A 24,339-nucleotide genomic window follows, 5' to 3' on the forward strand; every position below is an offset into this window, starting at 1 on the left:
TGTTTAGCCATAAAATCAGCCCGATTGATTGCTGCGACATATCGTCACTGCCTTATTTCTTTATCAAGCTCAGAGACCTTTGCTCTCTGTTAAGGATTACCAGCATGCCCGAAGCGACAGGACTCATGGCCCACAACTGGGGCTTTGCCATTTTCCTTCTGGGTGTCGTCGGCCTGTGTGCCTTCATGCTTGGCGTCTCCAGCCTCCTCGGGTCAAAAGCCTGGGGTCGCAGCAAAAATGAACCGTTCGAGTCGGGCATGCTACCTACCGGTGGCGCCCGCTTGCGGCTCTCAGCCAAATTCTATCTGGTCGCGATGCTCTTCGTGATCTTCGATATCGAAGCCCTCTTTCTCTTTGCATGGTCTGTGTCCGTCCGCGAAAGCGGCTGGACCGGATTCGTCGAAGCTCTCGTTTTCATAGCAATTCTGTTGGCAGGTCTTGTCTACCTGTTCCGAGTGGGCGCCCTTGACTGGGCTCCGGAAGCTCGTCGCAAGCGGCAAGCGAAGCTGAAACAATGAGGCTTTGGCAATGCAATACAATCTCACCAGGATCGACCCCGATGCTCCTAACGAGCAGTATCCGATTGGCCAGCGGGAAACCGTTGCCGATCCGTTAGAAGATCAAGTTCACAAAAACATTTTCATGGGCAAGCTGGAAGACGTGCTGAGTGGCGCGGTCAACTGGGGACGTAAGAACTCCCTGTGGCCGTACAACTTCGGCCTGTCGTGCTGCTACGTGGAAATGACCACCGCCTTCACGGCGCCCCACGACATCGCGCGCTTTGGCGCCGAAGTCATCCGGGCCTCGCCGCGTCAGGCCGACTTCATGGTTATCGCCGGTACCTGCTTCATCAAGATGGCGCCGATCATTCAGCGTCTCTACGAGCAAATGCTCGAACCGAAATGGGTTATCTCCATGGGTTCGTGTGCCAACTCCGGCGGCATGTACGACATCTACTCCGTGGTTCAAGGGGTGGACAAGTTCTTGCCCGTGGACGTCTACGTACCTGGCTGCCCGCCCCGTCCGGAAGCATTTCTGCAAGGCTTGATGCTGTTGCAGGAATCGATTGGACAGGAGCGTCGCCCGCTTTCCTGGGTCGTTGGTGATCAAGGCGTGTATCGCGCCGACATGCCATCGCAGAAGGAACAGCGCCGCGAACAGCGAATCGCAGTCACCAATCTGCGCAGCCCTGACGAAGTCTGATCCAGTTCTGTTCCAAGTAACGAGAAGCTGGCTTCATTCTTTACGTTGACCGAAAGCGAAAAAATAACCATGACTACAGGCAGTGCTCTGTACATCCCGCCTTACAAGGCAGACGACCAGGATGTGGTCGTCGAACTGAACAACCGTTTTGGCGCCGAAGCGTTCACCGCGCAGGCAACCCGCACCGGCATGCCGGTGCTGTGGGTGGCCCGTGCCAAACTGGTTGAAGTCCTGACTTTCCTGCGCAACCTGCCCAAGCCGTACGTCATGCTCTATGACCTGCACGGCGTGGACGAGCGTCTGCGCACCAAGCGTCAAGGGCTGCCAACCGGCGCCGATTTCACCGTGTTCTATCACCTCATGTCGCTGGAGCGTAATAGTGACGTGATGATCAAGGTGGCCTTGTCCGAAGGCGACCTCAGCATGCCTTCCGTCACCAGCATCTGGCCCAACGCCAACTGGTACGAGCGCGAAGTCTGGGACATGTTCGGCATCGACTTCAAAGGCCACCCGCACCTGTCGCGCATCATGATGCCGCCGACCTGGGAAGGTCACCCGCTGCGCAAGGACTTCCCGGCGCGCGCCACCGAATTCGATCCGTACAGCCTGAACCTCGCCAAGCAGCAGTTGGAAGAGGAAGCCGCGCGCTTCCGTCCGGAAGACTGGGGCATGAAGCGTTCCGGTGCCAACGAGGACTACATGTTCCTCAACCTCGGCCCGAACCACCCTTCGGCGCACGGTGCGTTCCGCATCATCCTGCAGCTGGACGGCGAAGAGATCGTCGATTGCGTCCCGGACATCGGTTACCACCACCGTGGCGCCGAGAAGATGGGCGAGCGCCAGTCCTGGCACAGCTACATTCCGTACACTGACCGCATCGACTACCTCGGCGGCGTGATGAACAACCTGCCGTACGTGCTCTCGGTCGAGAAGCTCGCCGGCATCAAGGTGCCGCAGAAGGTCGACGTCATCCGCATCATGATGGCAGAGTTCTTCCGGATCACCAGTCACCTGCTGTTCCTGGGTACCTACATCCAGGACGTCGGCGCCATGACCCCGGTGTTCTTCACCTTCACCGACCGCCAGAAGGCGTACACGGTGATCGAAGCCATCACCGGTTTCCGTCTGCACCCGGCCTGGTACCGCATCGGCGGCGTTGCCCACGACCTGCCGCGCGGCTGGGAAAAACTGGTCAAGGACTTCGTCGAGTGGATGCCCAAGCGTCTGGACGAATACACCAAAGCCGCCCTGCAGAACAGCATCCTCAAGGGTCGTACCGTCGGCGTCGCGGCCTACAACACCAAAGAGGCCCTGGAATGGGGCGTCACCGGTGCCGGCCTGCGTTCGACCGGTTGCGATTTCGACCTGCGCAAAGCGCGTCCGTACTCGGGCTACGAGAACTTCGAATTCGAAGTGCCACTGGCCGTCAACGGCGATGCCTACGACCGCTGCATGGTCCGCGTCGAAGAGATGCGCCAGAGCATCAAGATCATCGATCAATGCATGCGCAACATGCCGGAAGGCCCGTACAAGGCGGATCACCCGCTGACCACGCCGCCGCCGAAAGAACGCACGCTGCAGCACATCGAAACCCTGATCACGCACTTCCTGCAGGTTTCGTGGGGCCCGGTCATGCCGGCCAACGAATCCTTCCAGATGATCGAAGCGACCAAGGGCATCAACAGTTATTACCTGACGAGCGACGGCGGCACCATGAGCTACCGTACCCGGATCCGTACTCCGAGCTTCCCGCATCTGCAACAGATCCCTTCGGTGATCAAAGGCAGCATGGTCGCGGACTTGATTGCGTACCTGGGTAGTATCGACTTCGTTATGGCCGACGTGGACCGCTAAGCATGAACAGCACGCTTATCCAGACAGACCGTTTCACCTTGAGTGAAACCGAGCGCTCGGCCATCGAGCACGAGCTGCATCACTACGAAGACCCGCGCGCGGCGTCGATCGAAGCCCTGAAGATCGTCCAGAAGGAACGCGGCTGGGTGCCGGATGGCGCCCTCTACGCGATCGGCGAGATCCTCGGCATCCCGGCCAGCGACGTTGAAGGCGTGGCGACGTTCTACAGCCAGATCTTCCGTCAGCCGGTCGGCCGCCACATCATTCGCGTCTGCGACAGCATGGTCTGCTACATCGGCGGCCACGAGTCGGTGGTCAGCGAAATCCAGAACAATCTGGGCATCGGCCTGGGTCAGACCACCGCCGACGGTCGTTTCACCCTGCTGCCTGTTTGCTGCCTCGGCAACTGCGACAAGGCACCGGCGCTGATGATCGACGACGACACCTTCGGCGACGTGCAGCCTGCTGGCGTGGCCAAACTGCTCGAGGGCTACGTATGACCCTGACATCTTTTGGTCCAGCCAACCGCATCCAGCGCTCGGCCGAGACTCACCCGCTGACCTGGCGTCTGCGCGATGACGGCGAAGCCGTGTGGCTTGACGAGTACCAGGCCAAGAACGGTTACGCCGCTGCGCGCAAAGCCTTCGCCGAGATGGATCAGGACGCCATCGTCCAGACCGTCAAAGACGCTGGCCTCAAAGGTCGCGGCGGTGCCGGCTTCCCCACTGGCGTGAAGTGGGGCCTGATGCCCAAGGACGAATCCATCAACATCCGCTACCTGCTGTGCAACGCGGATGAAATGGAGCCGAACACCTGGAAAGACCGCATGCTGATGGAGCAACTGCCCCATCTGCTGATCGAAGGCATGCTGATCAGTGCCCGTGCGCTGAAAACCTACCGTGGCTACATCTTCCTGCGCGGCGAATACACCACCGCCGCCAAGCACCTCAACCGTGCCGTGGAAGAAGCCAAGGCGGCCGGCCTGCTGGGCAAGAACATTCTCGGTTCGGGTTTCGATTTCGAGCTGTTCGTCCACACCGGCGCCGGGCGTTACATCTGCGGTGAAGAAACCGCGCTGATCAACTCCCTCGAAGGCCGCCGCGCCAACCCGCGCTCCAAGCCGCCCTTCCCTGCCGCCGTCGGCGTGTGGGGCAAGCCGACCTGCGTGAACAACGTCGAAACCCTGTGCAACGTGCCGGCGATCATTGCCGACGGCGTTGACTGGTACAAATCGTTGGCCCGCGAAGGCTCCGAAGACATGGGCACCAAACTCATGGGCTTTTCCGGCAAGGTCAAGAACCCGGGCCTGTGGGAACTGCCATTCGGCGTCACCGGTCGTGAACTGTTCGAAGATTACGCCGGCGGCATGCGCGACGGCTTCAAGCTCAAGGCCTGGCAGCCAGGCGGCGCCGGTACCGGTTTCCTCCTGCCCGAGCACCTCGACGCACAAATGTATGCCGGCGGTATCGCCAAGGTCGGCACCCGGATGGGTACCGGTCTGGCGATGGCGGTGGATGACAGCGTCAACATGGTCTCGCTGCTGCGCAACATGGAGCAGTTCTTCGCTCGCGAATCCTGCGGTTTCTGCACCCCGTGCCGCGATGGTCTGCCATGGAGCGTCAAGCTCCTGATGGCCATCGAACAGGGCAAGGGCCAGCCGGGCGACATCGAGACCCTGCTGGGTCTGGTCGGTTTCCTCGGCCCGGGCAAGACCTTCTGTGCTCACGCACCGGGAGCCGTGGAGCCGCTGGGCAGCGCCATCAAATACTTCCGTCCAGAGTTCGAAGCCGGTATCGCGCCTGTCAGCGCCGCCGTCCCGCCTCTGGCAAGGCCGATCGTAGTCGGCGCGTAAACGCTTAAAAAGGCGAAGGGTCCGTGCCCTTCGCCTTTCGTCCGATGACGCCCTCCGGGGCTGTTTGGATTCGGACGCATAACAAGATTCCATTAGCCACGCCCGCTGACACCGGGCCAACGAAGACCTTTGAACCATGGCCACTATCCACGTAGACGGCAAAGCGCTCGAAGTCGACGGGGCAGACAACCTGTTACAGGCATGTCTGTCGCTGGGCCTCGACATTCCATATTTCTGCTGGCACCCCGCGCTTGGTAGCGTCGGGGCCTGCCGCCAGTGCGCGGTCAAGCAGTACACCGACGAGAACGACACCCGTGGTCGTATCGTCATGTCCTGCATGACCCCGGCCACCGACAACACCTGGATCTCCATCGACGATGAAGAATCCAAGGCGTTCCGCGCCAGTGTTGTCGAATGGCTGATGACCAACCACCCGCACGACTGCCCGGTGTGCGAGGAAGGCGGTCACTGCCACCTGCAAGACATGACAGTGATGACCGGCCACAACGAGCGCCGTTATCGCTTCAGCAAACGCACCCACCAGAACCAGCAACTCGGCCCGTTCATTTCCCACGAAATGAACCGCTGCATTGCTTGCTACCGCTGCGTGCGTTTCTACAAGGACTACGCCGGCGGTACCGACCTCGGTGTGTTCGGCGCCCACGACAACGTGTACTTCGGTCGCGTTGAAGACGGCACCCTCGAAAGCGAGTTCTCCGGCAACCTCACCGAGGTCTGCCCGACCGGCGTGTTCACCGACAAGACTCACTCCGAGCGCTACAACCGCAAGTGGGACATGCAGTTCGCCCCCGAGCATCTGCCATGGCTGCTCGAGCGGTTGCAACATTTCCCCGGGCGAGCGTTACGGTGAACTGCGTCGCATCGAAAACCGTTTCAACGGTTCGGTGAACCAATACTTCCTCTGCGACCGTGGCCGTTTCGGTTATGGCTACGTCAACCGCACTGACCGTCCACGTCAGCCGCTGCTGGCCGATGGCACCAAGCTCAGCCTCGACGCTGCGCTGGACAAAGCCGCCGACCTGCTGCGCGGACGCAACATCGTCGGCATCGGTTCGCCACGCGCCAGTCTTGAAAGCAACTACGCGTTGCGCGAACTGGTCGGTGCCGAGCACTTCTATTCGGGTATCGAAGCCTCCGAGCTGGAGCGCATTCGTCTGGTCCTGCAGGTGCTGAACGACAGCCCGCTGCCAGTGCCGAACATGCGCGACATCGAAGACCACGACGCGATCTTCGTCCTCGGTGAAGACCTGACCCAGACCGCTGCACGTATGGCGCTGGCTCTGCGTCAGTCGGTCAAGGGCAAGGCTGAAGACATGGCCGAAGCCATGCGCGTCCAGCCTTGGCTCGACGCGGCGGTGAAGAACATCGGTCAGCACGCGCTGAACCCGCTGTTCATCGCCAGCCTCGCCGAAACCAAGCTCGACGACGTCGCTGAAGAATGCGTACACGCCGCTCCCGACGACCTGGCACGCATCGGGTTCGCCGTGGCTCACGCGCTGGATGCCAGCGCTCCGGCCGTCGCAGGTCTGGACGCCGAAGCCCTGGAACTGGCGCAGCGCATCGCCGATGCCCTGCTCGCCGCCAAGCGCCCGCTGATCATCGCCGGTACTTCGCTGGGCTCGAAAGCCTTGATCGAAGCTGCCGCGAACATCGCCAAAGCCCTGAAGCTGCGCGAGAAGAACGGTTCGATCAGCCTGATCGTGCCGGAGGCCAACAGCCTCGGTCTGGCCATGCTCGGTGGCGAGTCGGTCGACGCCGCGCTGCAAGCGGTCATCGATGGCAAGGCCGACGCGATCGTCGTGCTGGAAAACGATCTGTACACCCGCACTGCCAACGCCAAGGTCGATGCTGCACTGAACGCCGCTAAAGTGGTGATCGTCGCTGACCATCAGAAAACCGCCACCACTGATCGCGCGCACCTGGTTCTGCCAGCGGCGAGCTTCGCCGAGGGCGACGGTACGCTGGTCAGCCAGGAAGGCCGCGCCCAGCGCTTCTTCCAGGTTTTCGATCCGCAATACCTGGACGCGAGCATTCTGGTGCACGAAGGCTGGCGCTGGCTGCACGCCCTGCGCGCGGCCCTGCTGAACCAGCCGATCGACTGGACGCAACTCGACCACGTCACTGCTGCCGTTGCCTCGAGCACCGCGCAACTGGCACGTATCGTCGATGCTGCACCTTCCGCTGCTTTCCGCATCAAGGGTCTGAAACTGGCCCGTGAGCCGCTGCGTTACTCCGGTCGCACCGCGATGCGCGCCGACATCAGCGTTCACGAACCACGCACCCCGCAAGACCAGGACACCGCGTTCGCCTTCTCCATGGAAGGTTACTCGGGCTCTGCCGAACCGCGTCAGCAGGTGCCATTTGCATGGTCGCCGGGCTGGAACTCGCCACAAGCGTGGAACAAGTTCCAGGACGAAGTCGGTGGTCATCTGCGCGCTGGCGACCCGGGCACACGCCTGATCGAAAGCACTGGCGACTCGCTGAACTGGTTCGCTGCTGCTCCGCGCGCATTCAATCCGGCGCCGGGCACCTGGCAGGCCGTGCCGTTCTACCACCTGTTCGGCAGCGAAGAAAACTCTTCGAAAGCCGCACCGGTACAGGAACGCATTCCGGCTCCGTACGTGGCTCTGGCGAAATCCGAAGCGGATCGCCTCGGCGTCAACGACGGTGCTCTGCTGAGCCTGAACGTTGCCGGTCAGACATTGCGTCTGCCGCTGCGCATCAATGAAGAACTGGGCGCCGGTCTGGTGGCATTGCCTGCGGGCATCGCCGGCATTCCACCGGCATTCGCCGGCGTATCCGTCGACGGTCTGCAGGAGGCAGCGCAATGACCTGGTTCACCCCTGAAGTGATCGATGTGATCCTGACGGTCATCAAAGCCATCGTGATCCTGCTGGCCGTGGTGGTCGCGGGCGCCTTGCTCAGCTTTGTCGAACGTCGCCTGCTGGGCTGGTGGCAGGACCGTTACGGTCCGAACCGCGTTGGTCCGTTCGGCATGTTCCAGATCGCCGCCGACATGCTGAAGATGTTCTTCAAGGAAGACTGGACCCCGCCGTTTGCCGACAAGGTGATCTTCACCTTGGCGCCGGTGGTGGCCATGTCCGCCCTGCTGATCGCCTTTGCGATTATCCCGATCACCCCGACCTGGGGCGTGGCGGATCTGAACATCGGCCTGCTGTTCTTCTTCGCCATGGCCGGTCTGTCCGTCTACGCGGTGCTGTTCGCCGGCTGGTCGAGCAACAACAAGTTCGCCCTGCTCGGCAGCTTGCGTGCCTCGGCGCAGACCGTGTCCTACGAAGTGTTCATGGGCCTGGCCCTGATGGGAATCGTGGTGCAGGTCGGCTCGTTCAACATGCGCGACATCGTCGAATACCAGGCGCAGAACCTGTGGTTCATCATTCCGCAGTTCTTCGGCTTCTGTACCTTCTTCATCGCTGGCGTCGCCGTGACTCACCGTCACCCGTTCGACCAGCCGGAAGCGGAACAGGAACTGGCCGACGGTTACCACATTGAATACGCCGGTATGAAATGGGGCATGTTCTTCGTCGGTGAATACATCGGCATCATCCTGATCTCGGCGCTGCTGGTCACCCTGTTCTTCGGTGGCTGGCACGGTCCGTTCGGCATCCTGCCGCAACTGTCCTTCGTCTGGTTCGCACTGAAGACCGCGTTCTTCATCATGCTGTTCATCCTGCTGCGCGCTTCCATCCCGCGTCCGCGTTATGACCAGGTGATGGATTTCAGCTGGAAATTCTGCCTGCCACTGACCCTGATCAATTTGCTGGTGACCGCTGCGGTTGTGTTGATGAACACGCCTGCGGTTGCGGTTCAGTGAGGATTTGACCCATGTTCAAATATATTGGCGACATCGTTAAGGGTACCGGTACCCAGTTGCGCAGCCTGGTCATGGTCTTCGGCCATGGCTTTCGCAAGCGCGACACCCTGCAATACCCCGAAGAGCAGGTCTATCTGCCGCCGCGCTACCGTGGCCGCATCGTCCTGACCCGCGACCCCGATGGCGAAGAACGCTGCGTAGCCTGCAACCTGTGCGCCGTGGCCTGCCCGGTGGGTTGCATCTCGCTGCAGAAAGCTGAAACCGAAGACGGTCGCTGGTACCCGGACTTCTTCCGGATCAACTTCTCGCGCTGCATTTTCTGCGGTCTCTGCGAGGAAGCCTGCCCGACCACCGCAATCCAGCTGACCCCGGATTTCGAGATGGCCGAGTTCAAACGTCAGGACCTGGTGTACGAGAAAGAAGATCTGCTGATCTCCGGCCCCGGCAAAAACCCTGATTACAACTTCTATCGTGTTGCAGGTATGGCAATCGCTGGCAAGCCGAAAGGCGCTGCGCAGAACGAAGCCGAACCGATCAACGTGAAGAGCTTGCTGCCTTAAGGAAGAACGATGGAATTCGCTTTCTATTTCGCATCGGGTATTGCTGTGGTGTCCACGCTGCGTGTGGTCACCAACACCAACCCTGTGCACGCCCTGCTCTACCTGATCATCTCGTTGATCGCCGTGGCCATGACCTTCTTCGCCCTCGGCGCGCCGTTCGCCGGTGTGCTGGAAGTGATCGCCTACGCCGGTGCCATCATGGTGCTGTTCGTGTTCGTGGTGATGATGCTCAACCTCGGTCCCGCCTCGGTGCAGCAGGAACGCACCTGGCTCAAGCCCGGCATCTGGGCAGGACCGGTGATTCTTGCCGCGCTGCTGCTGGCCGAACTGCTGTATGTGCTGTTCGCTCACCAGAGCGGCCAGGCCATCGGCCACACCACCGTAGACGCGAAAGCCGTGGGCATCAGCCTGTTCGGCCCGTACCTGCTGGTGGTCGAACTCGCCTCGATGCTGCTGCTCGCCGCAGCCGTCACGGCGTTCCATTTGGGCCGTAACGAGGCGAAGGAGTAAGACATGCCTGCTATCCCTCTCGAACATGGTTTAGCCGTTGCCGGCATCCTGTTCTGCCTTGGTCTGGTCGGCCTGATGGTCCGCCGCAACATTTTGTTCGTGTTGATGAGTCTGGAAGTGATGATGAACGCCTCTGCCCTGGCCTTCATCGTTGCGGGCGCCCGCTGGGCGCAGCCGGATGGACAGATCATGTTCATCCTGGTGATCAGCCTTGCAGCGGCCGAGGCCAGTATTGGCCTGGCGATCCTGCTGCAGCTGTATCGCCGCTTCCACACGCTCGATATCGACGCTGCCAGTGAGATGCGCGGATGAACCTACTCTTTCTGACTTTCGTATTCCCTCTGATCGGGTTCCTGTTGCTGTCGTTCTCGCGCGGCCGCTTCTCGGAAAACCTCTCGGCGCTGATCGGTGTCGGTTCGATCGGCCTGTCGGCCATCGTCACCGCTTACGTGATCTGGCAATTCAACGTCGCGCCGCCGGAAGGTGGCGTGTACACCCAGGTGCTGTGGCGCTGGATGTCGGTGGAAGGTTTCCAGCCGAACTTCGCGCTGTATCTGGATGGCCTCTCGGTGACCATGCTCGGCGTGGTCGTCGGCGTCGGCTTCCTGATCCACCTGTTCGCGTCCTGGTACATGCGTGGCGAAGACGGTTACTCGCGCTTCTTCTCGTACACCAACCTGTTCATCGCCAGCATGCTGTTCCTGATCCTCGGCGATAACCTGCTGTTCATCTACTTCGGTTGGGAAGGCGTGGGCCTGTGCTCGTACCTGTTGATCGGTTTCTACTACAGCAACCGCAACAACGGTAACGCGGCACTCAAGGCATTCATCGTCACCCGCATCGGCGACGTGTTCATGGCCATCGGCCTGTTCATCCTGTTCCAGCAACTGGGCACGTTGAACGTCCAGGAACTGCTGGTGCGTGCGCCTGAGCACTTCAAGGTCGGCGATTTCTGGATCGTTCTGGCAACCCTGATGCTGCTCGGCGGTGCTGTCGGCAAATCGGCGCAACTGCCGCTGCAAACCTGGCTCGCCGACGCAATGGCCGGCCCTACCCCGGTTTCGGCACTGATCCACGCCGCAACCATGGTGACCGCCGGTGTCTACCTGATTGCCCGTACCCATGGTCTGTTCGCCTTGGCGCCGGACATCCTGCACCTCGTCGGCATCGTCGGTGGCGTGACCCTGGTACTGGCCGGTTTCGCCGCGCTGGTACAGACCGACATCAAACGTATCCTCGCCTACTCGACCATGAGCCAGATCGGCTACATGTTCCTGGCGCTGGGCGTTGGCGCATGGGAAGGCGCGATCTTCCACCTGATGACCCACGCCTTCTTCAAGGCCCTGCTGTTCCTTGCTTCCGGTGCGGTGATCGTTGCCTGCCACCACGAGCAGAACATCTTCAAGATGGGCGGGCTGTGGAAGAAACTGCCACTGGCCTACGCCAGCTTCATCGTCGGTGGTGCTGCGCTGGCCGCTCTGCCACTGGTTACCGCAGGCTTCTACTCCAAGGACGAAATCCTCTGGGAAGCGTTCGCCAGCGGTAACCAGGGTCTGCTTTACGCAGGTCTGGTCGGTGCGTTCATGACGTCGCTGTACACCTTCCGCCTGATCTTCATCGCGTTCCACGGTGAAGCCAAGACCGAAGCCCACGCCGGCCACGGCATTGCCCACTGGCTGCCACTGTCGGTGCTGATCGTGCTGTCAACTTTCGTCGGCGCGATGATCGTGCCGCCGCTGCACGGCGTACTGCCGCAAAGCGTCGGGCATGCCGGTGGCGAAGCCAAGCACAGTCTGGAAATCGCCTCGGGCGCCATCGCCCTGGCCGGTATCCTGCTGGCAGCGCTGCTGTTCCTTGGCAAGCGTCGCTTCGTCACGGCGATCGCCAACAGCGGCATCGGCCGTTTCCTTTCGGCCTGGTGGTTCGCTGCCTGGGGCTTCGACTGGATCTACGACAAACTGTTCGTCAAGCCGTACCTTGCGATCAGCCATGTACTGCGCAAAGACCCGCTCGACCAGACCATCGGTCTGATCCCGCGTATGGCCAAGGGTGGTCATACTGCCCTGAGCCGCACCGAGACCGGTCAACTGCGTTGGTACGCCGCCTCGATGGCTGCTGGTGCCGTGCTGGTGATCGGCGCCATCGTGCTGGTAGCGGTCTGATATGAACCTTGCGAATTTGCGAAAGGAAACGAGCCCGTCATGATTCTGCCTTGGCTAATCCTGATCCCCTTCATCGGCGGCCTGCTGTGCTGGATGGGTGAGCGCTTCGGCGCTACCCTCCCGCGCTGGATTGCGCTGTTGACCATGACCCTGGAACTCGCGCTCGGCCTCTGGCTGTGGGCCCACGGTGACTATTCATTCGCACCGGCGCCGGGCGCCGATCCGACCTGGGCGCTTGAGTTCAAGCATGTCTGGATCCAGCGTTTCGGCATCAACGTGCACCTGGCCCTCGACGGCCTGTCGCTGTTGATGATCCTGCTGACCGGTCTGCTGGGTATCCTCTCGGTACTCTGCTCGTGGAAAGAGATTCAACGTCATGTTGGCTTCTTCCACCTGAACCTGATGTGGATCCTGGGCGGCGTCGTCGGCGTGTTCCTCGCCCTCGACCTGTTCATGTTCTTCTTCTTCTGGGAAATGATGCTGGTGCCGATGTACTTCCTCATCGCGCTCTGGGGTCACAGTTCTTCGGACGGCAAGAAAACCCGGATCTACGCAGCTACCAAGTTCTTCATCTTCACTCAGGCGTCCGGCCTGATCATGCTGGTGGCGATCCTCGGTCTGGTGCTGGTCAACTTCAACAACACCGGCGTGATCACCTTCAACTACGCCGACCTGTTGAAAACCAAGATGTCGATGACCACCGAGTACATTCTGATGCTCGGCTTCTTCATCGCTTTCGCGGTCAAGCTGCCCGTCGTACCGTTCCACTCCTGGCTGCCTGACGCTCACGCCCAGGCACCGACTGCCGGTTCCGTCGACCTCGCCGGTATCCTGCTGAAAACTGCGGCCTACGGTCTGCTGCGTTTCGCCCTGCCGCTGTTCCCGAACGCTTCGGCGGAGTTCGCGCCGATCGCCATGACCCTCGGTCTGATCGGGATCTTCTACGGCGCTTTCCTCGCGTTCGCACAAACCGACATCAAGCGTCTGATTGCCTTCTCTTCCGTTTCCCACATGGGCTTCGTGTTGATCGGCATCTACTCCGGCAGCCAACTGGCGCTGCAAGGTGCAGTGATCCAGATGCTGGCGCACGGTCTGTCGGCAGCGGCGCTGTTTATCCTCAGCGGTCAGTTGTACGAGCGTCTGCATACGCGTGACATGCGTGAGATGGGCGGTCTGTGGTCGCGTATCGCTTACCTGCCGGCGATCAGCCTGTTCTTCGCGGCGGCGTCGCTGGGCTTGCCGGGTACCGGTAACTTTGTCGGCGAGTTCCTGATCCTGATCGGTTCCTTCGCCAGCGCTCCATGGGTCACGGCGATTGCCACTTCCGGTCTGGTGTTCGGTTCGGTCTACTCGCTGATCATGATTCACCGTGCCTACTTCGGCCCGTCGAAATCCGACGCGGTGCTGCACGGCATGGACGCGCGCGAACTGATCATGGTGCTCGGTCTGGCGGTGTTGCTGATTTACCTCGGCGTCTACCCGCAACCGTTCCTCGACACCTCTGCCGCCACTATGCATGGCGTGCAGCAGTGGCTCGGCACCGCCTTCTCTCAACTCGCTTCGGCCCGGTAAGAGCGCTATGGAATTCACGATTCAACACTTTATTGCGCTTGCGCCACTGTTGATCACCAGCCTCACCATTATCGTGGTGATGCTGGCAATCGCCTGGCGCCGCAACCACTCGCAGACCTTCCTGATTTCGGTGGCGGGTCTGAACCTGGCCCTGCTGTCGATCCTGCCTGCGTTGAAAGTCGCGCCTCTGGCCGTGACCCCGTTGCTGCAGATCGACGCGTTTGCCTGTCTGTACATGGCGATGATCTTGGTCGCCACGCTCGCCTGCGTCACCCTCGCCCACGCCTATCTGGGTGATGGCGGTTCGGGTTACCCGGGCAATCGCGAAGAACTGTACCTGCTGATCCTGATGGCCGCCGCCGGTGGTCTGGTGTTGGTCAGCGCGCAGCACCTGGCCGGGTTGTTCATCGGTCTGGAACTGCTCTCGGTACCGGTCTACGGTCTGGTGGCTTACGCCTTCTTCAACAAGCGTTCGCTGGAAGCCGGCATCAAATACATGGTGCTGTCGGCTGCCGGTTCCGCGTTCCTGCTGTTCGGTATGGCGCTGCTCTACGCCGACGCCGGTTCGCTGAGCTTCGTCGGCATCGGTCAGGCCCTGGCTGCGACCGGCCTGCCAAGCCCGTTGGCGCAACTGGGCCTGGGCATGATGCTGATCGGTCTGGCGTTCAAGCTGTCGCTGGTACCGTTCCACCTGTGGACGCCGGACGTCTACGAAGGTGCTCCGGCACCAGTGGCGGCGTTCCTCGCCACCGCTTCGAAGGTCGCGGTGTTTGCGGTGATGGTGCGTCTGTTCCAGCTCTCCCCTGCTGCCAGCAGTGGTGTGCTGAGCGACGTGCTGAGCGTGATCGCGGTCGCCTCGATCCTGTTCGGTAACCTGCTGGCCCTGACCCAGAGCAACCTCAAGCGTCTGCTCGGTTACTCGTCCATCGCGCACTTCGGCTATCTGCTGATCGCACTGGTGGCGAGCAAGGGGCTGGCGGTAGAAGCCATCGGCGTCTATCTGGTGACTTATGTCATCACCAGCCTCGGCGCGTTCGGCGTGATCACCCTGATGTCCTCGCCGTACAACGGCCGCGACGCCGACGCGCTGTATGAGTACCGCGGCCTGTTCTGGCGCCGTCCGTACCTGACCGCCGTGCTCACCGTGATGATGCTGTCCCTGGCCGGCATTCCGCTGACCGCTGGTTTCATCGGCAAGTTCTACATCATCGCCAGCGGCGTCGAAACGCGTCAGTGGTGGCTGGTCGGCGCACTGGTACTGGGCAGCGCCATCGGCGTGTTCTACTACCTGCGCGTGATGGTCACCCTGTACCTGATCGAGCCAAACCTGCGTCGCCACGACGCCCAGCTGCACTGGGAACAGAAAGCAGGCGGCGTGATGCTGCTGGCCATCGCGCTGGTCGCATTCTTCCTGGGCGTGTACCCGCAGCCATTGCTGGTGCTGGTACAACAGGCGGGTCTGGCGGGCTGATTGCTCGGCTGATCTGGCTACACATGAAAACGGCACCTTCGCAGGTGCCGTTTTTTTTGGTCCGGGATTTTTTGCGCAGCAACAACCCGTGACAAGTACCGCGCCGCACTCTAGTTGCCGACGTTTGCCCAGCCATTACTTTCCATAGCGGTTACGAATGGACAAACTCGCAAACTCTCCGTCGTAGTAGCTGATAAATATCCAGCCATCGCGAGCAGTAAAATTCTCCACGGTTGGCTTGCCAGTCACCGCGACGGTCACCGGCACTCCCCCCGCCGGCAGCCCCGTGAAAGTGGAAACCGCGCGAATGCCATATCTCCAGAACGAGGCCGAACCTCCCATTTGCTGAGGGCCGAATCTTTCAGATACCTCAGCACTGTTATGCGCCAGCGACATGGGCAACTCCAGCGAACTGAATTCCAGCGCCGGCACCTTCAACCAGACTGCGAAATCGCCGGCACTGGTACTGTCGACGCAGTTCAGCAACCAGCTCACCCCGTCCTCGCCAAGCGTTTGCGGGATGCTCGGACTCAAGGTCACGCCTAGATCGGCCGCGCGCGCACTCAACTCCAGAACCACGTCCTGGCCGAGCAAAAAACTGCTGTCCTGGGGTCGCAAAGTCAATGTATGCGTGGCCCCAAGGCAGGGGTACGCCGGGGTACCACCGAACACCTGGGGGAACCCATCCAGATCAAACCTCACGGCGTCAGCCAAATCCCCCGCTTCCACTCGCCCGGGCAGCTCCCAGTCGGGCAGTATCGAACTGGCCAGACTCAAACCATAAAAACCACTGTTCGCCTCTTCGGTAGAAATATACCAATGGATTGACGATCCTTTGTTTATAGTCAGCGGCGTGCCCAGATCAGGGTTGAAAGTCAGGCCTCGTTCCTTCGCGCCCCAGAAGTTCTGCAAAGTGACGGTAGAGCCAATCAAAACACTGTCGTCGGCAATCTTCAGCTCCAGCTTATAGGGCAGGTTTTTTCTCAACAGCACGAGTTCGCTTGCAGGGTCGACGCGCTCACCGTCCAGATAAAGCTCTGCTGCCTGCGCCCAGACATCGTCCAGTACGGCATTCACTTCATAGAGTTCGGTCAAAATCACACCGGCGTTATCCTGAGTGACGTCCGCCAGAATTTCATGCTTGCCGACTGTCTCAGGTGTATAGCGATAACTGGTCCAGCCGTTGACGTCGGTCTGCGTTGTCGCCAGCAATTCCTCCTCGCCATTGACGCGCCACTTCACCTCCACGCCAGCCGCTACCTCCCCGCTGACACCGGAGATGACCTGGATTCGCAACAGCACGCTCTGCTCGGTGCCCACCACCGGTGTACCGATGGCGGGTGTAGCGTCGCCAATGGCATACCGCGATTCGCTGACCTTGAAGGAGCGAGCCTCAGTCCAGTCGGACCAGTCGCCGTCGAATGTCTGCCGGGCCTGCACGGCGTAGTCTCCGAGGGCCCACGCTTTTTCTGCGGTCCAATTCCACCGGGTTGAACCGTCGACGATGGCAAACTCTTCCTTGGGATCAAGCGCATGACGCAGGACAATCTCACCTCCCGTTGCTCCTGTGCCTCGAATCCTCGGATAGCGTGATGTTTCGGAGTTCGCCCGTGGCGCTTCGATCGATGGAGTTGACGGGGCAGCCTTGACCGTAAACCGATGCGGCGCGCTCCAATCCGAATCAGTCCCACCGCTGGCCTGTTTAGCCTCAAGGACAATGGTGCCTGGATCAAGCGGTTCCACCACTGTGAATGTCAGGATCCCGTCTGCACCCGCTGTCTCTTCGTGCAACGTCGCGCCGTTCTCAAAACGAACGGTTTGCAGCGCGCCTGGCAGGCCGGCGATCTTGAGGGAGGGATACCGTGAGGTTAAGCCCCCCGCCTGCGGTTGCTGGAATTGAGGGGCGTCGGGCCGGTCCTCCACCTCCACGGTGAACGTGCACAAGTCACTGGGGTCAGAGTCCACGCCGTCTACTGTCTGGATGACGTAGACGGTGTTTTCGCCGGGCGACCAGTCCCCCACCGGAGTGAAGAGGCGGTTGGCTCCGCTGGCAGTGAATTTGCCAGCCAACGGTCTGTTGGCCTCAGTGAACATTTGCAAGCTGACGGCGCCTGACGCTACACCGGTGATTTTCAGAGATTGCTTCAGCGCGACCGGGTGGCTTGGCGGCTCGATAGCAGGCGTCGCCGGCTTGATGGAGAACTCAAGAATCTCGGTAGCTTCAGACGTTTCCCCACCAATGCTCTGCTGTGCTTTGATCTGTTGCGGACCGGCCAGCCAGGCATACTCGAAATACCATGTCGTGCCACTGTAGGTCAGGTTGCCTTGCAGAAAGTTGCCAGCGGCATCTTGCACGGCGATCGTCGCTCCAGCCACGCAGGTTCCTTGCACCCTGAGATCGGCATGATGACTGGTGTGGGGTAAAGGCTGAGTGATTACGGGTGTGGGAGGCTTCTCTATTACCGAAACAGTGACCGGATCGCTTGGATGGGAAAGTACATCATCTACGATCTGTACCACATTGACTTTGGTGGTTCCTGTCCAGTCAATGGCCGGCGTGAAGGTGCGGAATTCGCCATCGCCGTTGAAATAACCCGGCACCGTTTCGCCGTCCTCGTAGAACATGTGCAGGGTCACGTCACCGGCATACACGCTGGAAATGCTCAGTTGGTGCTTCGAAGTGACAGGGTTGTATGGTGGTTGGATGAAGGGCTTTCCGGGAAGGATCTCTAATAAAACAGGATCGCTAAACTCGGAACCCACGCCGTTTATGTCCTGTTTTGTCATGACCTCGTTCCTCCCCGGTGTCCACCCGTATCTTGGCGTGAAGGTGGCGGGAGTACTGTAAGCGCTGAATTCGCCATCCAGCCTGATGCCCGCTGCCGTGTACATTCGCAGGATGACGGGACCGTATGAACGTCCCCTGTTGATGTTCAGCACTTGACCCAATGTTGCCGGGATGGGTGGTTGTTCTATTTCCGGCTTCGGCGGGGGCGCATACACAGTAACAACATTACTAGGCCGCGACGCGCCACCGTCGACGCTCTGCACGACCACGATTTTGCGCGTGCCTGCCCAGTCCGCAGCGGGTGTGAAGATACGAGACGTGTCGACTCCCGTGAAATCACCTTCAATCGCCGCCCCGTCCTCGGTAAGCATTTGCAAGGTAACGGCGCCGGGGTCGACCCCGATAATGTTCAGTCGCTGTCTCGGCAAGGCAGGTTTTGGTGGCGGCTCGATTTCCGGCTTGGCGGGTATGACCAAAAACCTGACAACGTTGCTTGGTGCGGATGGCACTCCGTCGACGAACTGCACGGCCATGACCGCATTTTAGCCCGCTGGCCATCGCGGCGAGGGTTTGAACTTGCGTGGGGTTCCAGTGGTGAATTCGCCCGTCACCGGTGCGCCTGCTTCGGTAAGCATCTGCAACACACTGCCCGACGAAGATGGAGGGGCCGACACAAGCGTCAGTTGTAGGTCCGAGCTCACGGAGCCTGGCGGATTGGCAAGCGACAGTTCAGAGGGTTGTACCGCAAGGGTAACCAGATTGCTCCAATTGACGACGCCACCCACGACCTGCTGAACGCTGACCGTGGTTTTTCCCTGCTTCCACTCCTCCTTCGGGGTGAAGTACCGGACGGAGCCGCTTTCCAGGAAGGTGCCTTCAACCAATCCGCCGCCCTGTATGTACATTCGCAAGTGGTCATCGCTGGCCAGGAAAAAACTGATGGCCAGCTTTTCTTTCGCGGCTGCCGGATCAGATGGCGGAGCAATGAAGAGTTTCACCACTATAGGCACCAGCGCGCTTGGATTGGAGCGGACACCGCCTACGGTCTGTACGATTTTGACCTGGCTGGATACAGACCAGTCCTGCGCCGGGGTGAAGGTACGGGACGTACCACTACCGGTAAATTCACCCGCCACGCTTTCGCCAACTTCGTTGAATATTTCCAGCAAGGTAGCATCGGGTGAAACGAATTTGATACTCAGCGTCTGCCGGGCTGCAATCGGGACGGCGGGAGGCTCGATGACCGGACTCGAGGGTCGAATCTTGACGGATACCGCACTGCTCGGGTCGGATGTCGCTCCGTCCACTGTCTGCACCGCCCTGAGGCTTGTGGTGCCTACCGCCCACTGTCCCGACGGTGTAAAAGTGCATGTGAAGCGATCGAAAGTGCCAACGACAATTTCGTCTTTGTCAGTGAATATTTGCACGGATGCCCTTTCGGGCCAGACATTCATAATCTTCAGCGCCTGTTTTACCGAGCTGGATGCGGGTGGAACTTCAATCCGTGGAGTTGGCGGTTTTACGTTGACGACGTAGGTATCTGACCAGTCAGAGCTCTGTCCGCTGACCGATGCCACCTGTTTTGCAGTGAGCAGATGCTTGCCAGGAAGCCACGCTTCAACACTGAGCGCCAACCAGGTGCCGTCCTGCCAGACAGTCGTGGCTAACTGAATTCCCTTGCTCTTGTCTTCAAGCCAGAGCTCAAGTTTCGCGCCCGCCAAGCCACCGCCGCCGTGGACGCTGAGTTTACGTTCCGGATAAACAGTTGTGCCAAGAATGTGGGGCGCAAAAAGAACCGCAAAAGAGGAATGGACTGCCCAGCGAGAGGGTACATCCTCATAGAGCTGCAAGGCTGTTATCGAAAAGCTCTCGGTCATGGACAAAGGCTTTGTCAGGGGAGTCGTCCATCTGCCATGGTTGTCTACAATTGCAGCTCCGATCACCAACTCAAGTTGATCAACCTCATACAGTTTAACCAAGGCGCCTGGATAACCTGTCCCACTTATTTGCGGCAGCGGCGAATGTACAACATGAGGATGCACGATAATGGGAGGACGAAAGTCAACTTCAAAACTCATGGTTACCGAGGTATCTTTCGACTTGTCAGCACTAAGCTCATGATCAAACACAAACTTGAAATTAATCTCCGCCGAATGCTTGTTACCTGTTACGGAGCCTCCACCACTGATAGCATGCCATCGACCATCCTGAATCGCATCATCGTTCGTTAGTTCCGTCTCAGGCCACCTCCCTGACGAGCTGAAACTCAAGTAGACATTGCCCTTTCGCCTGCCATTATTGGTGGCCGCGTACTGCTTCGCGTGACAAGTAAACAAAGTACCTGAAGGATTCCAAAAACTTTCAACTGTAAGAAATGCCTCCCACGGAAGGAATAAATCCGGATATTTCACATGCATTGTAATTGTTGAAACATGCCTGACATATCTTCCTTCGGCAGCCTCTCTCTGAATAATTGAACTGTCTTCTTTCTTAGTGACGTCATTTTCCATTATGGCTTCTCGGATGAATAGGTTCATATCAGACAAACGCACAACGCCAGACAACAATCAAAACAGAGCGAAGCGTGCCTTTATATGGAAAGGAAACTTCAGTTCACAGTAATTCACTACAGAGCTCATTCACACTGTCATTCCTGACAGGCTTTTATAATAAATCGCGATTGCCAGAACAAAACAAAATGGCTTCTCATTATAAAAACGGAAACATCAAAGACAAAACGGACGAAACCGAAAACCAAGACAACCGAAGCCGCCAACACATAAAGCCCTTAGATTATTCCGTTTTATTCGAATTAGTTCTAATCAATGCGGCAACACCTGTCAGGTCTGACAGGTTACGTCCCTGTTGTTTACCGTTAGTTTGCTCTAACCGCGCATTGCCTCAATGCCACTCTTGAAAGTAGGAGAATCACAATCATGGCTGACAACAACTCGTTGCTGCAGAGACTGGTAAAGCCACACGTTTCGGTACAGAAAGACCGCAGCGACTTCCCCACCGCCATGCAGCAAATGGGCTTCACGTCAGTTTTCGACATCGTCCGTTTATCCAAAGCAGCGTTCGCTCGCCAGCTCGCCCTTCACAGCGACGCCAACGCCGATGTGGCTTATGACAATGCGATGAAGTATGCGGCGCTCATTTCGCGCCTGTATCGGGAATACCAGACCTCTTCCGGCACGTTGCAGCAACTGGCTCAACGCAGTGGTGTGAGCTCGCTGGTTTCGCTGGGCGCTACCTATCAACGCATGTTCAATGAAAACTGGGACGAGTTCACCAAGGTCGGAGCCATTGCCGCCAACGATAGTCCGGTGGCCTACCTGACTGAACTGCGGAGATTTTCCCTGCAACTGGAAGCCACCAGTGAGGATCCCAAGCGACTGTTGATGGACCAACGCCGTCCTGACCTCAAGGACCTGTTGATCAGCCAGGAGAGCACCTTCACACCGAGGCCAATGCTGGAAATTGTCACGCAGGTATTGGAAAGTCATCTGCGCACCTATCTGGATGGCAATCTTCCCGACAAAAGCAAATCCACCTATCAGGTACTGGCCGAACGGAGCTACCCCTTCGAACTGCCCTACAACTTCTATCATCACCAATGCCAACTTGGGCTCGCTGATAATAAGCCGCGTCTGGGCGAGTTGAATTACCGGGCCAGTCTGTTGCTACCGATCAAACAGGTGGCAATCAATGACTATGGGCAATTGCAGCAACCGGCGCTACAGGCACAACGGTTGCTGTGCGGGTTGAGCCCACAACAACAGCAATTGCTGCTCGCCCCCCCGGTGTTCAGCCATTTTTATCTGACCCGCAGCAATCTCATCAAAGGCTGGCAAAACCCTCTCACTGCCTACCTGCGGCCACATACCACACCAAGCAGATGTTACTTGCTCCTGTCCGGGCAGCCCGACGACGTGGTCGCGACTCCGTTGGCGGACGCACCAACCAATCAAGGCGGCTCCAAAACCGTTGTCTCACTGACCTTTCGTAGAGACGACAAGACCGTGCCTGCCAGTATCGATCTGAGCTCTAACGTCCCGGACCTCACAGGGACTGGCTGGCTGGTAAATCGTCTGCACGCTGCGACAGATAAACCCATCGTTGTGCATTTCCAGGCTGCCACCCTTCCCACGCCGACCGAGCAGGAATACACAGCCAGATTCGATCTGATCACCGCCACCGGGACGGTGGAGCAACCGGTTCGTCTGGCCAGACAGCGCTTCGCCTTTACGCTCGATGACCAGTACCGCCTGACGACGACAGAAAAGAACTTTTTCAAAGGCGCCTACGGTGTCGAAGTCACCAGCGATGCGCCTGTGCAGCAATTGACCCTGTTGACCGACTTCATGCAGCACACTGGCCTCACCGCTGAACAGGTCGAGCAACTTGTGGCCCGCCGCAGCTTTGCAGTGCGATTGTCGCCCAATTGTCCATACCTGCAGCCGACCCCGAACAGGATTGACCTGCTGACCGGGTCATTTCCAAATCACTACGGTGCCTGCTACGTCAATGGCATCGGTCCCGGTGCTGAACTGTCCGACAACGCGCCGGAACCGGCCCCGGAAACAGACCTGAGCGATGAGTCAGACCACGCCATAGGACTGGAGCGGATAGCGTCGGGTGACAACACACAATGGCGTCTGACCAAAACCTCACTTGATCGTCTCGATCGTCTTCAGCGGATGATCCGCCTGCAACGCTGGAGCGGCATTCCTTTCGCCAGGCTCGACACGTTGATCTGCAGTGCCATGCGCGCCGAGGGCGAACCAAACCTGGGCATGGAACTCAACGAAAACACCCTGCGTGCGCTGGGCGTCTATCGCTACCTGAACCAGCGCTACAGCATCGAACCTGAAGAGTTCGCGGCGCTGCTGCACGACCTCAGCCCCTTTGCCAGCGGCAAGGACGCGGTGCCGTTGTTCGATCAAGTGTTCAACCATGTGCAACTGTTCGACACACCGCTGATTCTCGATCAAACACCCATCGATTTGACCACCCTCGATGCCGCGACGCAGAAAACCCTGCTGCAACTCTGTGCCGGGCTCGGTGTACAACCCACCGAAGACTCTTTGCTGTTGATTGCCCGTCAGACCGAAAAGCACGTGGGCGCGCTCAAGCGTGACTTGCCTACCGTTTCCTCGTTGTACCGCCAGGCGCGGATAGCCCGGTTGTTCGGTCACTCGGTCGAAGAACTGCTGGCGTTGGCGGGACTTCTCGGAGGCTCGTCTTACACAACCGCACTGGCCAGCGGCCGCTTGAGTGCAACGACTGCGGATGCGAATCCGGACATCCTCGATGTGCTGATGCAACTGGATTGGGCCTTCGCCTGGCTCAAAGACAGTCAGCAGACCGTGACGCAGGTATTGCAACGCCTGGGCATCGATGCCCCGCCAAATCCCGAAGAGCAGGAAAATGATCAGCAGATCAGATTGGCTGAGCAAGCTCCCCTGCCCGATGAGTTGCGGGCGCGTCTGACCACGCTGCAGAGCGATACGCGCCGCAGCCTGGCGACCGAGGCGCAGGTCAATGCGCTGGGTCTGCCACTGCAAGAGGATGGCAAACGCAAGCGAGGAGAAATCAACTGGTTTCAGTTGCTGATCGAACACCATCTGATCACTGCTGACGGCCTGCTGTCTGGCCTTGATCGCACACTGACCCTGACAGATGAACCCGTTGCCTGGTTACAGGCCGATGTCGCGCAAGCGCTCAAAGGTCTAGGGCTGGCCCAACCTGTCAAAGATGCTTGCGCAGACAGACTCGTCAAGTTCCTGCTCGATGTGCATGACCGTCAGGCCCAGTTGCTCGAAGGGCTTTTCCAGGAAACCGCGAAACTCGCGCCGGATTGCTGCCGGGCGGTCATTCACTGGGCGTGGGCCACGCCCTATAGCATTTTGCAGCAAGCACTCAAGACCCCGCTGCCCCAAGCGTTGATCGAGGATTATCAACGGGTGGCTCGCCACGCCGAGATCGTCAGAGAGCTGCGTTTGAGCAATAGCGCTCTGCGCCTGTTTGCAATCAATCCGATGTGGCTGGGTGGCGCGGCATACGAGGAAGGCAGTAACAGCATGCCTTCGCTTTCCGATCTCTATCTGCTTGAACGCTTCAGTCATTGGTTCCACAGCCAGAGCCAGTCCGAAGACCATGTCCTGAGTTATTTCAGCTGCGCCAATCCAGCCAAGGCCCAATTGAAAAACAAGGCCCTGCGCCAGCTCGCCAGCGAAACGGCCGATGCTGCCCTTGCTCGTTTGCTGAACTGGCCGCAGGCGCAAGTTGCCGAGCTGACCAGCTCGCTCCCCGATAAACGCGCCACCTCGATGGCTCAAGTCGACTGGGTCCGTCCTTGTCAGGCCAGCGGCTTGGCCGCCAAAACCCTATTGCAAGCCACCGCGCTGGGCGAACAAAGCGATCTGCTGGCCTGGAAAGCCGTCGGTGAGGGAGTCATGGCCGCCCACTCTAACGCCGCCCCATCACGTGACAATGGTTGAGGACCGAT

At 59.3% G+C, this 24,339-nt stretch carries 15 protein-coding genes and 1 pseudogene; 14 read left to right on the forward strand and 2 right to left on the reverse strand.

The window, feature by feature from the left end:
* Positions 1-104: 104 nt before the first annotated feature.
* The 13 genes and pseudogenes from FEE99_RS21405 (at position 105) to nuoN (ending at position 15,040) form a co-directional block, all read left to right on the forward strand.
* Positions 105-518, forward strand: a complete 414-nt coding sequence (locus FEE99_RS21405; protein WP_003223812.1) for an NADH-quinone oxidoreductase subunit A — start codon at positions 105-107, stop codon at positions 516-518.
* A gap of 10 nt (positions 519-528) precedes the next feature.
* A complete protein-coding gene (locus FEE99_RS21410) occupies positions 529-1,203 on the forward strand; it encodes a NuoB/complex I 20 kDa subunit family protein (RefSeq protein ID WP_016775278.1) in 675 nt (224 codons plus the stop codon).
* A gap of 69 nt (positions 1,204-1,272) precedes the next feature.
* Positions 1,273-3,057: an NADH-quinone oxidoreductase subunit C/D gene (gene nuoC, locus FEE99_RS21415; protein ID WP_041477079.1), complete on the forward strand. Its 1,785-nt coding sequence runs from the start codon at positions 1,273-1,275 to the stop codon at positions 3,055-3,057.
* 2 nt (positions 3,058-3,059) lie between these two features.
* Complete coding sequence (gene nuoE / locus FEE99_RS21420) at positions 3,060-3,557, forward strand: NADH-quinone oxidoreductase subunit NuoE (RefSeq protein ID WP_003223804.1); 498 nt, start codon at positions 3,060-3,062, stop codon at positions 3,555-3,557.
* Positions 3,554-4,909, forward strand: coding sequence for an NADH-quinone oxidoreductase subunit NuoF (nuoF, locus tag FEE99_RS21425; protein ID WP_024013417.1), 1,356 nt, complete (start codon positions 3,554-3,556; stop codon positions 4,907-4,909). The genes nuoE and nuoF overlap by 4 nt, the downstream gene beginning before the upstream one ends.
* A 136-nt stretch (positions 4,910-5,045) precedes the next feature.
* Positions 5,046-7,761, forward strand: a pseudogene (gene nuoG, locus FEE99_RS21430) (NADH-quinone oxidoreductase subunit NuoG).
* Positions 7,758-8,765, forward strand: a complete 1,008-nt coding sequence (gene nuoH / locus FEE99_RS21435; protein WP_016775282.1) for an NADH-quinone oxidoreductase subunit NuoH — start codon at positions 7,758-7,760, stop codon at positions 8,763-8,765. The pseudogene nuoG and the gene nuoH overlap by 4 nt, the downstream one beginning before the upstream one ends.
* 11 nt (positions 8,766-8,776) lie before the next feature.
* Entirely contained in the window at positions 8,777-9,325 is a 549-nt protein-coding gene (nuoI, locus tag FEE99_RS21440) for an NADH-quinone oxidoreductase subunit NuoI (protein WP_016775283.1), read from the forward strand.
* Between the two features lie 9 nt (positions 9,326-9,334).
* Complete coding sequence (gene nuoJ, locus FEE99_RS21445; RefSeq protein ID WP_007951462.1) at positions 9,335-9,835, forward strand: NADH-quinone oxidoreductase subunit J; 501 nt, start codon at positions 9,335-9,337, stop codon at positions 9,833-9,835.
* Between the two features lie 3 nt (positions 9,836-9,838).
* A complete protein-coding gene (gene nuoK, locus FEE99_RS21450) occupies positions 9,839-10,147 on the forward strand; it encodes an NADH-quinone oxidoreductase subunit NuoK (RefSeq protein WP_003180046.1) in 309 nt (102 codons plus the stop codon).
* Complete coding sequence (gene nuoL, locus FEE99_RS21455; protein WP_024013419.1) at positions 10,144-11,997, forward strand: NADH-quinone oxidoreductase subunit L; 1,854 nt, start codon at positions 10,144-10,146, stop codon at positions 11,995-11,997. The genes nuoK and nuoL overlap by 4 nt, the downstream gene beginning before the upstream one ends.
* A gap of 39 nt (positions 11,998-12,036) precedes the next feature.
* Positions 12,037-13,569: an NADH-quinone oxidoreductase subunit M gene (gene nuoM, locus FEE99_RS21460; RefSeq protein ID WP_016775285.1), complete on the forward strand. Its 1,533-nt coding sequence runs from the start codon at positions 12,037-12,039 to the stop codon at positions 13,567-13,569.
* A 7-nt stretch (positions 13,570-13,576) separates the two neighbouring features.
* Positions 13,577-15,040, forward strand: a complete 1,464-nt coding sequence (gene nuoN / locus FEE99_RS21465) for an NADH-quinone oxidoreductase subunit NuoN (protein WP_024013420.1) — start codon at positions 13,577-13,579, stop codon at positions 15,038-15,040.
* 135 nt (positions 15,041-15,175) lie between these two features.
* Here the strand turns inward: nuoN and FEE99_RS21470 are convergent, their stop codons facing one another.
* Together FEE99_RS21470 and FEE99_RS21475 are read right to left on the reverse strand one after the other, a co-directional pair.
* Positions 15,176-18,361, reverse strand: a complete 3,186-nt coding sequence (locus FEE99_RS21470; RefSeq protein WP_041477081.1) for a hypothetical protein — start codon at positions 18,359-18,361, stop codon at positions 15,176-15,178.
* 9 nt (positions 18,362-18,370) lie between these two features.
* The gene (locus tag FEE99_RS21475) at positions 18,371-20,338 is read right to left on the reverse strand and encodes a hypothetical protein (protein ID WP_143979051.1); all 1,968 of its coding nucleotides are present in this window, start codon (positions 20,336-20,338) and stop codon (positions 18,371-18,373) included.
* Positions 20,339-20,764: 426 nt separating this feature from the next.
* On the opposite strand from FEE99_RS21475, the gene FEE99_RS21480 reads away from it, so the two are divergent.
* Positions 20,765-24,331: a Tc toxin subunit A gene (locus FEE99_RS21480; protein ID WP_178089431.1), complete on the forward strand. Its 3,567-nt coding sequence runs from the start codon at positions 20,765-20,767 to the stop codon at positions 24,329-24,331.
* Positions 24,332-24,339 lie beyond the last annotated feature (8 nt).

The organism is Pseudomonas sp. ef1, from assembly GCF_007293365.2.
Classification (GTDB): Bacteria; Pseudomonadota; Gammaproteobacteria; order Pseudomonadales; family Pseudomonadaceae; genus Aquipseudomonas; species Aquipseudomonas siliginis.

What these genes read in the sequence shown, in the direction of transcription:
- nuoE (WP_003223804.1), top strand. Translation starts at nt 3,060, where the DNA reads ATGAACAGCACGCTTATCCAGACAGACCGTTTCACCTTGAGTGAAACC.
- nuoN (WP_024013420.1), top strand. Translation starts at nt 13,577, where the DNA reads ATGGAATTCACGATTCAACACTTTATTGCGCTTGCGCCACTGTTGATC.
- nuoM (WP_016775285.1), top strand. Translation starts at nt 12,037, where the DNA reads ATGATTCTGCCTTGGCTAATCCTGATCCCCTTCATCGGCGGCCTGCTG.
- FEE99_RS21475 (WP_143979051.1), bottom strand. Translation starts at nt 20,338, where the DNA reads ATGGAAAATGACGTCACTAAGAAAGAAGACAGTTCAATTATTCAGAGA.
- FEE99_RS21410 (WP_016775278.1), top strand. Translation starts at nt 529, where the DNA reads ATGCAATACAATCTCACCAGGATCGACCCCGATGCTCCTAACGAGCAG.
- nuoH (WP_016775282.1), top strand. Translation starts at nt 7,758, where the DNA reads ATGACCTGGTTCACCCCTGAAGTGATCGATGTGATCCTGACGGTCATC.
- FEE99_RS21470 (WP_041477081.1), bottom strand. Translation starts at nt 18,361, where the DNA reads ATGGCCGTGCAGTTCGTCGACGGAGTGCCATCCGCACCAAGCAACGTT.
- FEE99_RS21480 (WP_178089431.1), top strand. Translation starts at nt 20,765, where the DNA reads ATGGCTGACAACAACTCGTTGCTGCAGAGACTGGTAAAGCCACACGTT.
- nuoC (WP_041477079.1), top strand. Translation starts at nt 1,273, where the DNA reads ATGACTACAGGCAGTGCTCTGTACATCCCGCCTTACAAGGCAGACGAC.
- nuoF (WP_024013417.1), top strand. Translation starts at nt 3,554, where the DNA reads ATGACCCTGACATCTTTTGGTCCAGCCAACCGCATCCAGCGCTCGGCC.
- nuoL (WP_024013419.1), top strand. Translation starts at nt 10,144, where the DNA reads ATGAACCTACTCTTTCTGACTTTCGTATTCCCTCTGATCGGGTTCCTG.
- FEE99_RS21405 (WP_003223812.1), top strand. Translation starts at nt 105, where the DNA reads ATGCCCGAAGCGACAGGACTCATGGCCCACAACTGGGGCTTTGCCATT.
- nuoK (WP_003180046.1), top strand. Translation starts at nt 9,839, where the DNA reads ATGCCTGCTATCCCTCTCGAACATGGTTTAGCCGTTGCCGGCATCCTG.
- nuoJ (WP_007951462.1), top strand. Translation starts at nt 9,335, where the DNA reads ATGGAATTCGCTTTCTATTTCGCATCGGGTATTGCTGTGGTGTCCACG.
- nuoI (WP_016775283.1), top strand. Translation starts at nt 8,777, where the DNA reads ATGTTCAAATATATTGGCGACATCGTTAAGGGTACCGGTACCCAGTTG.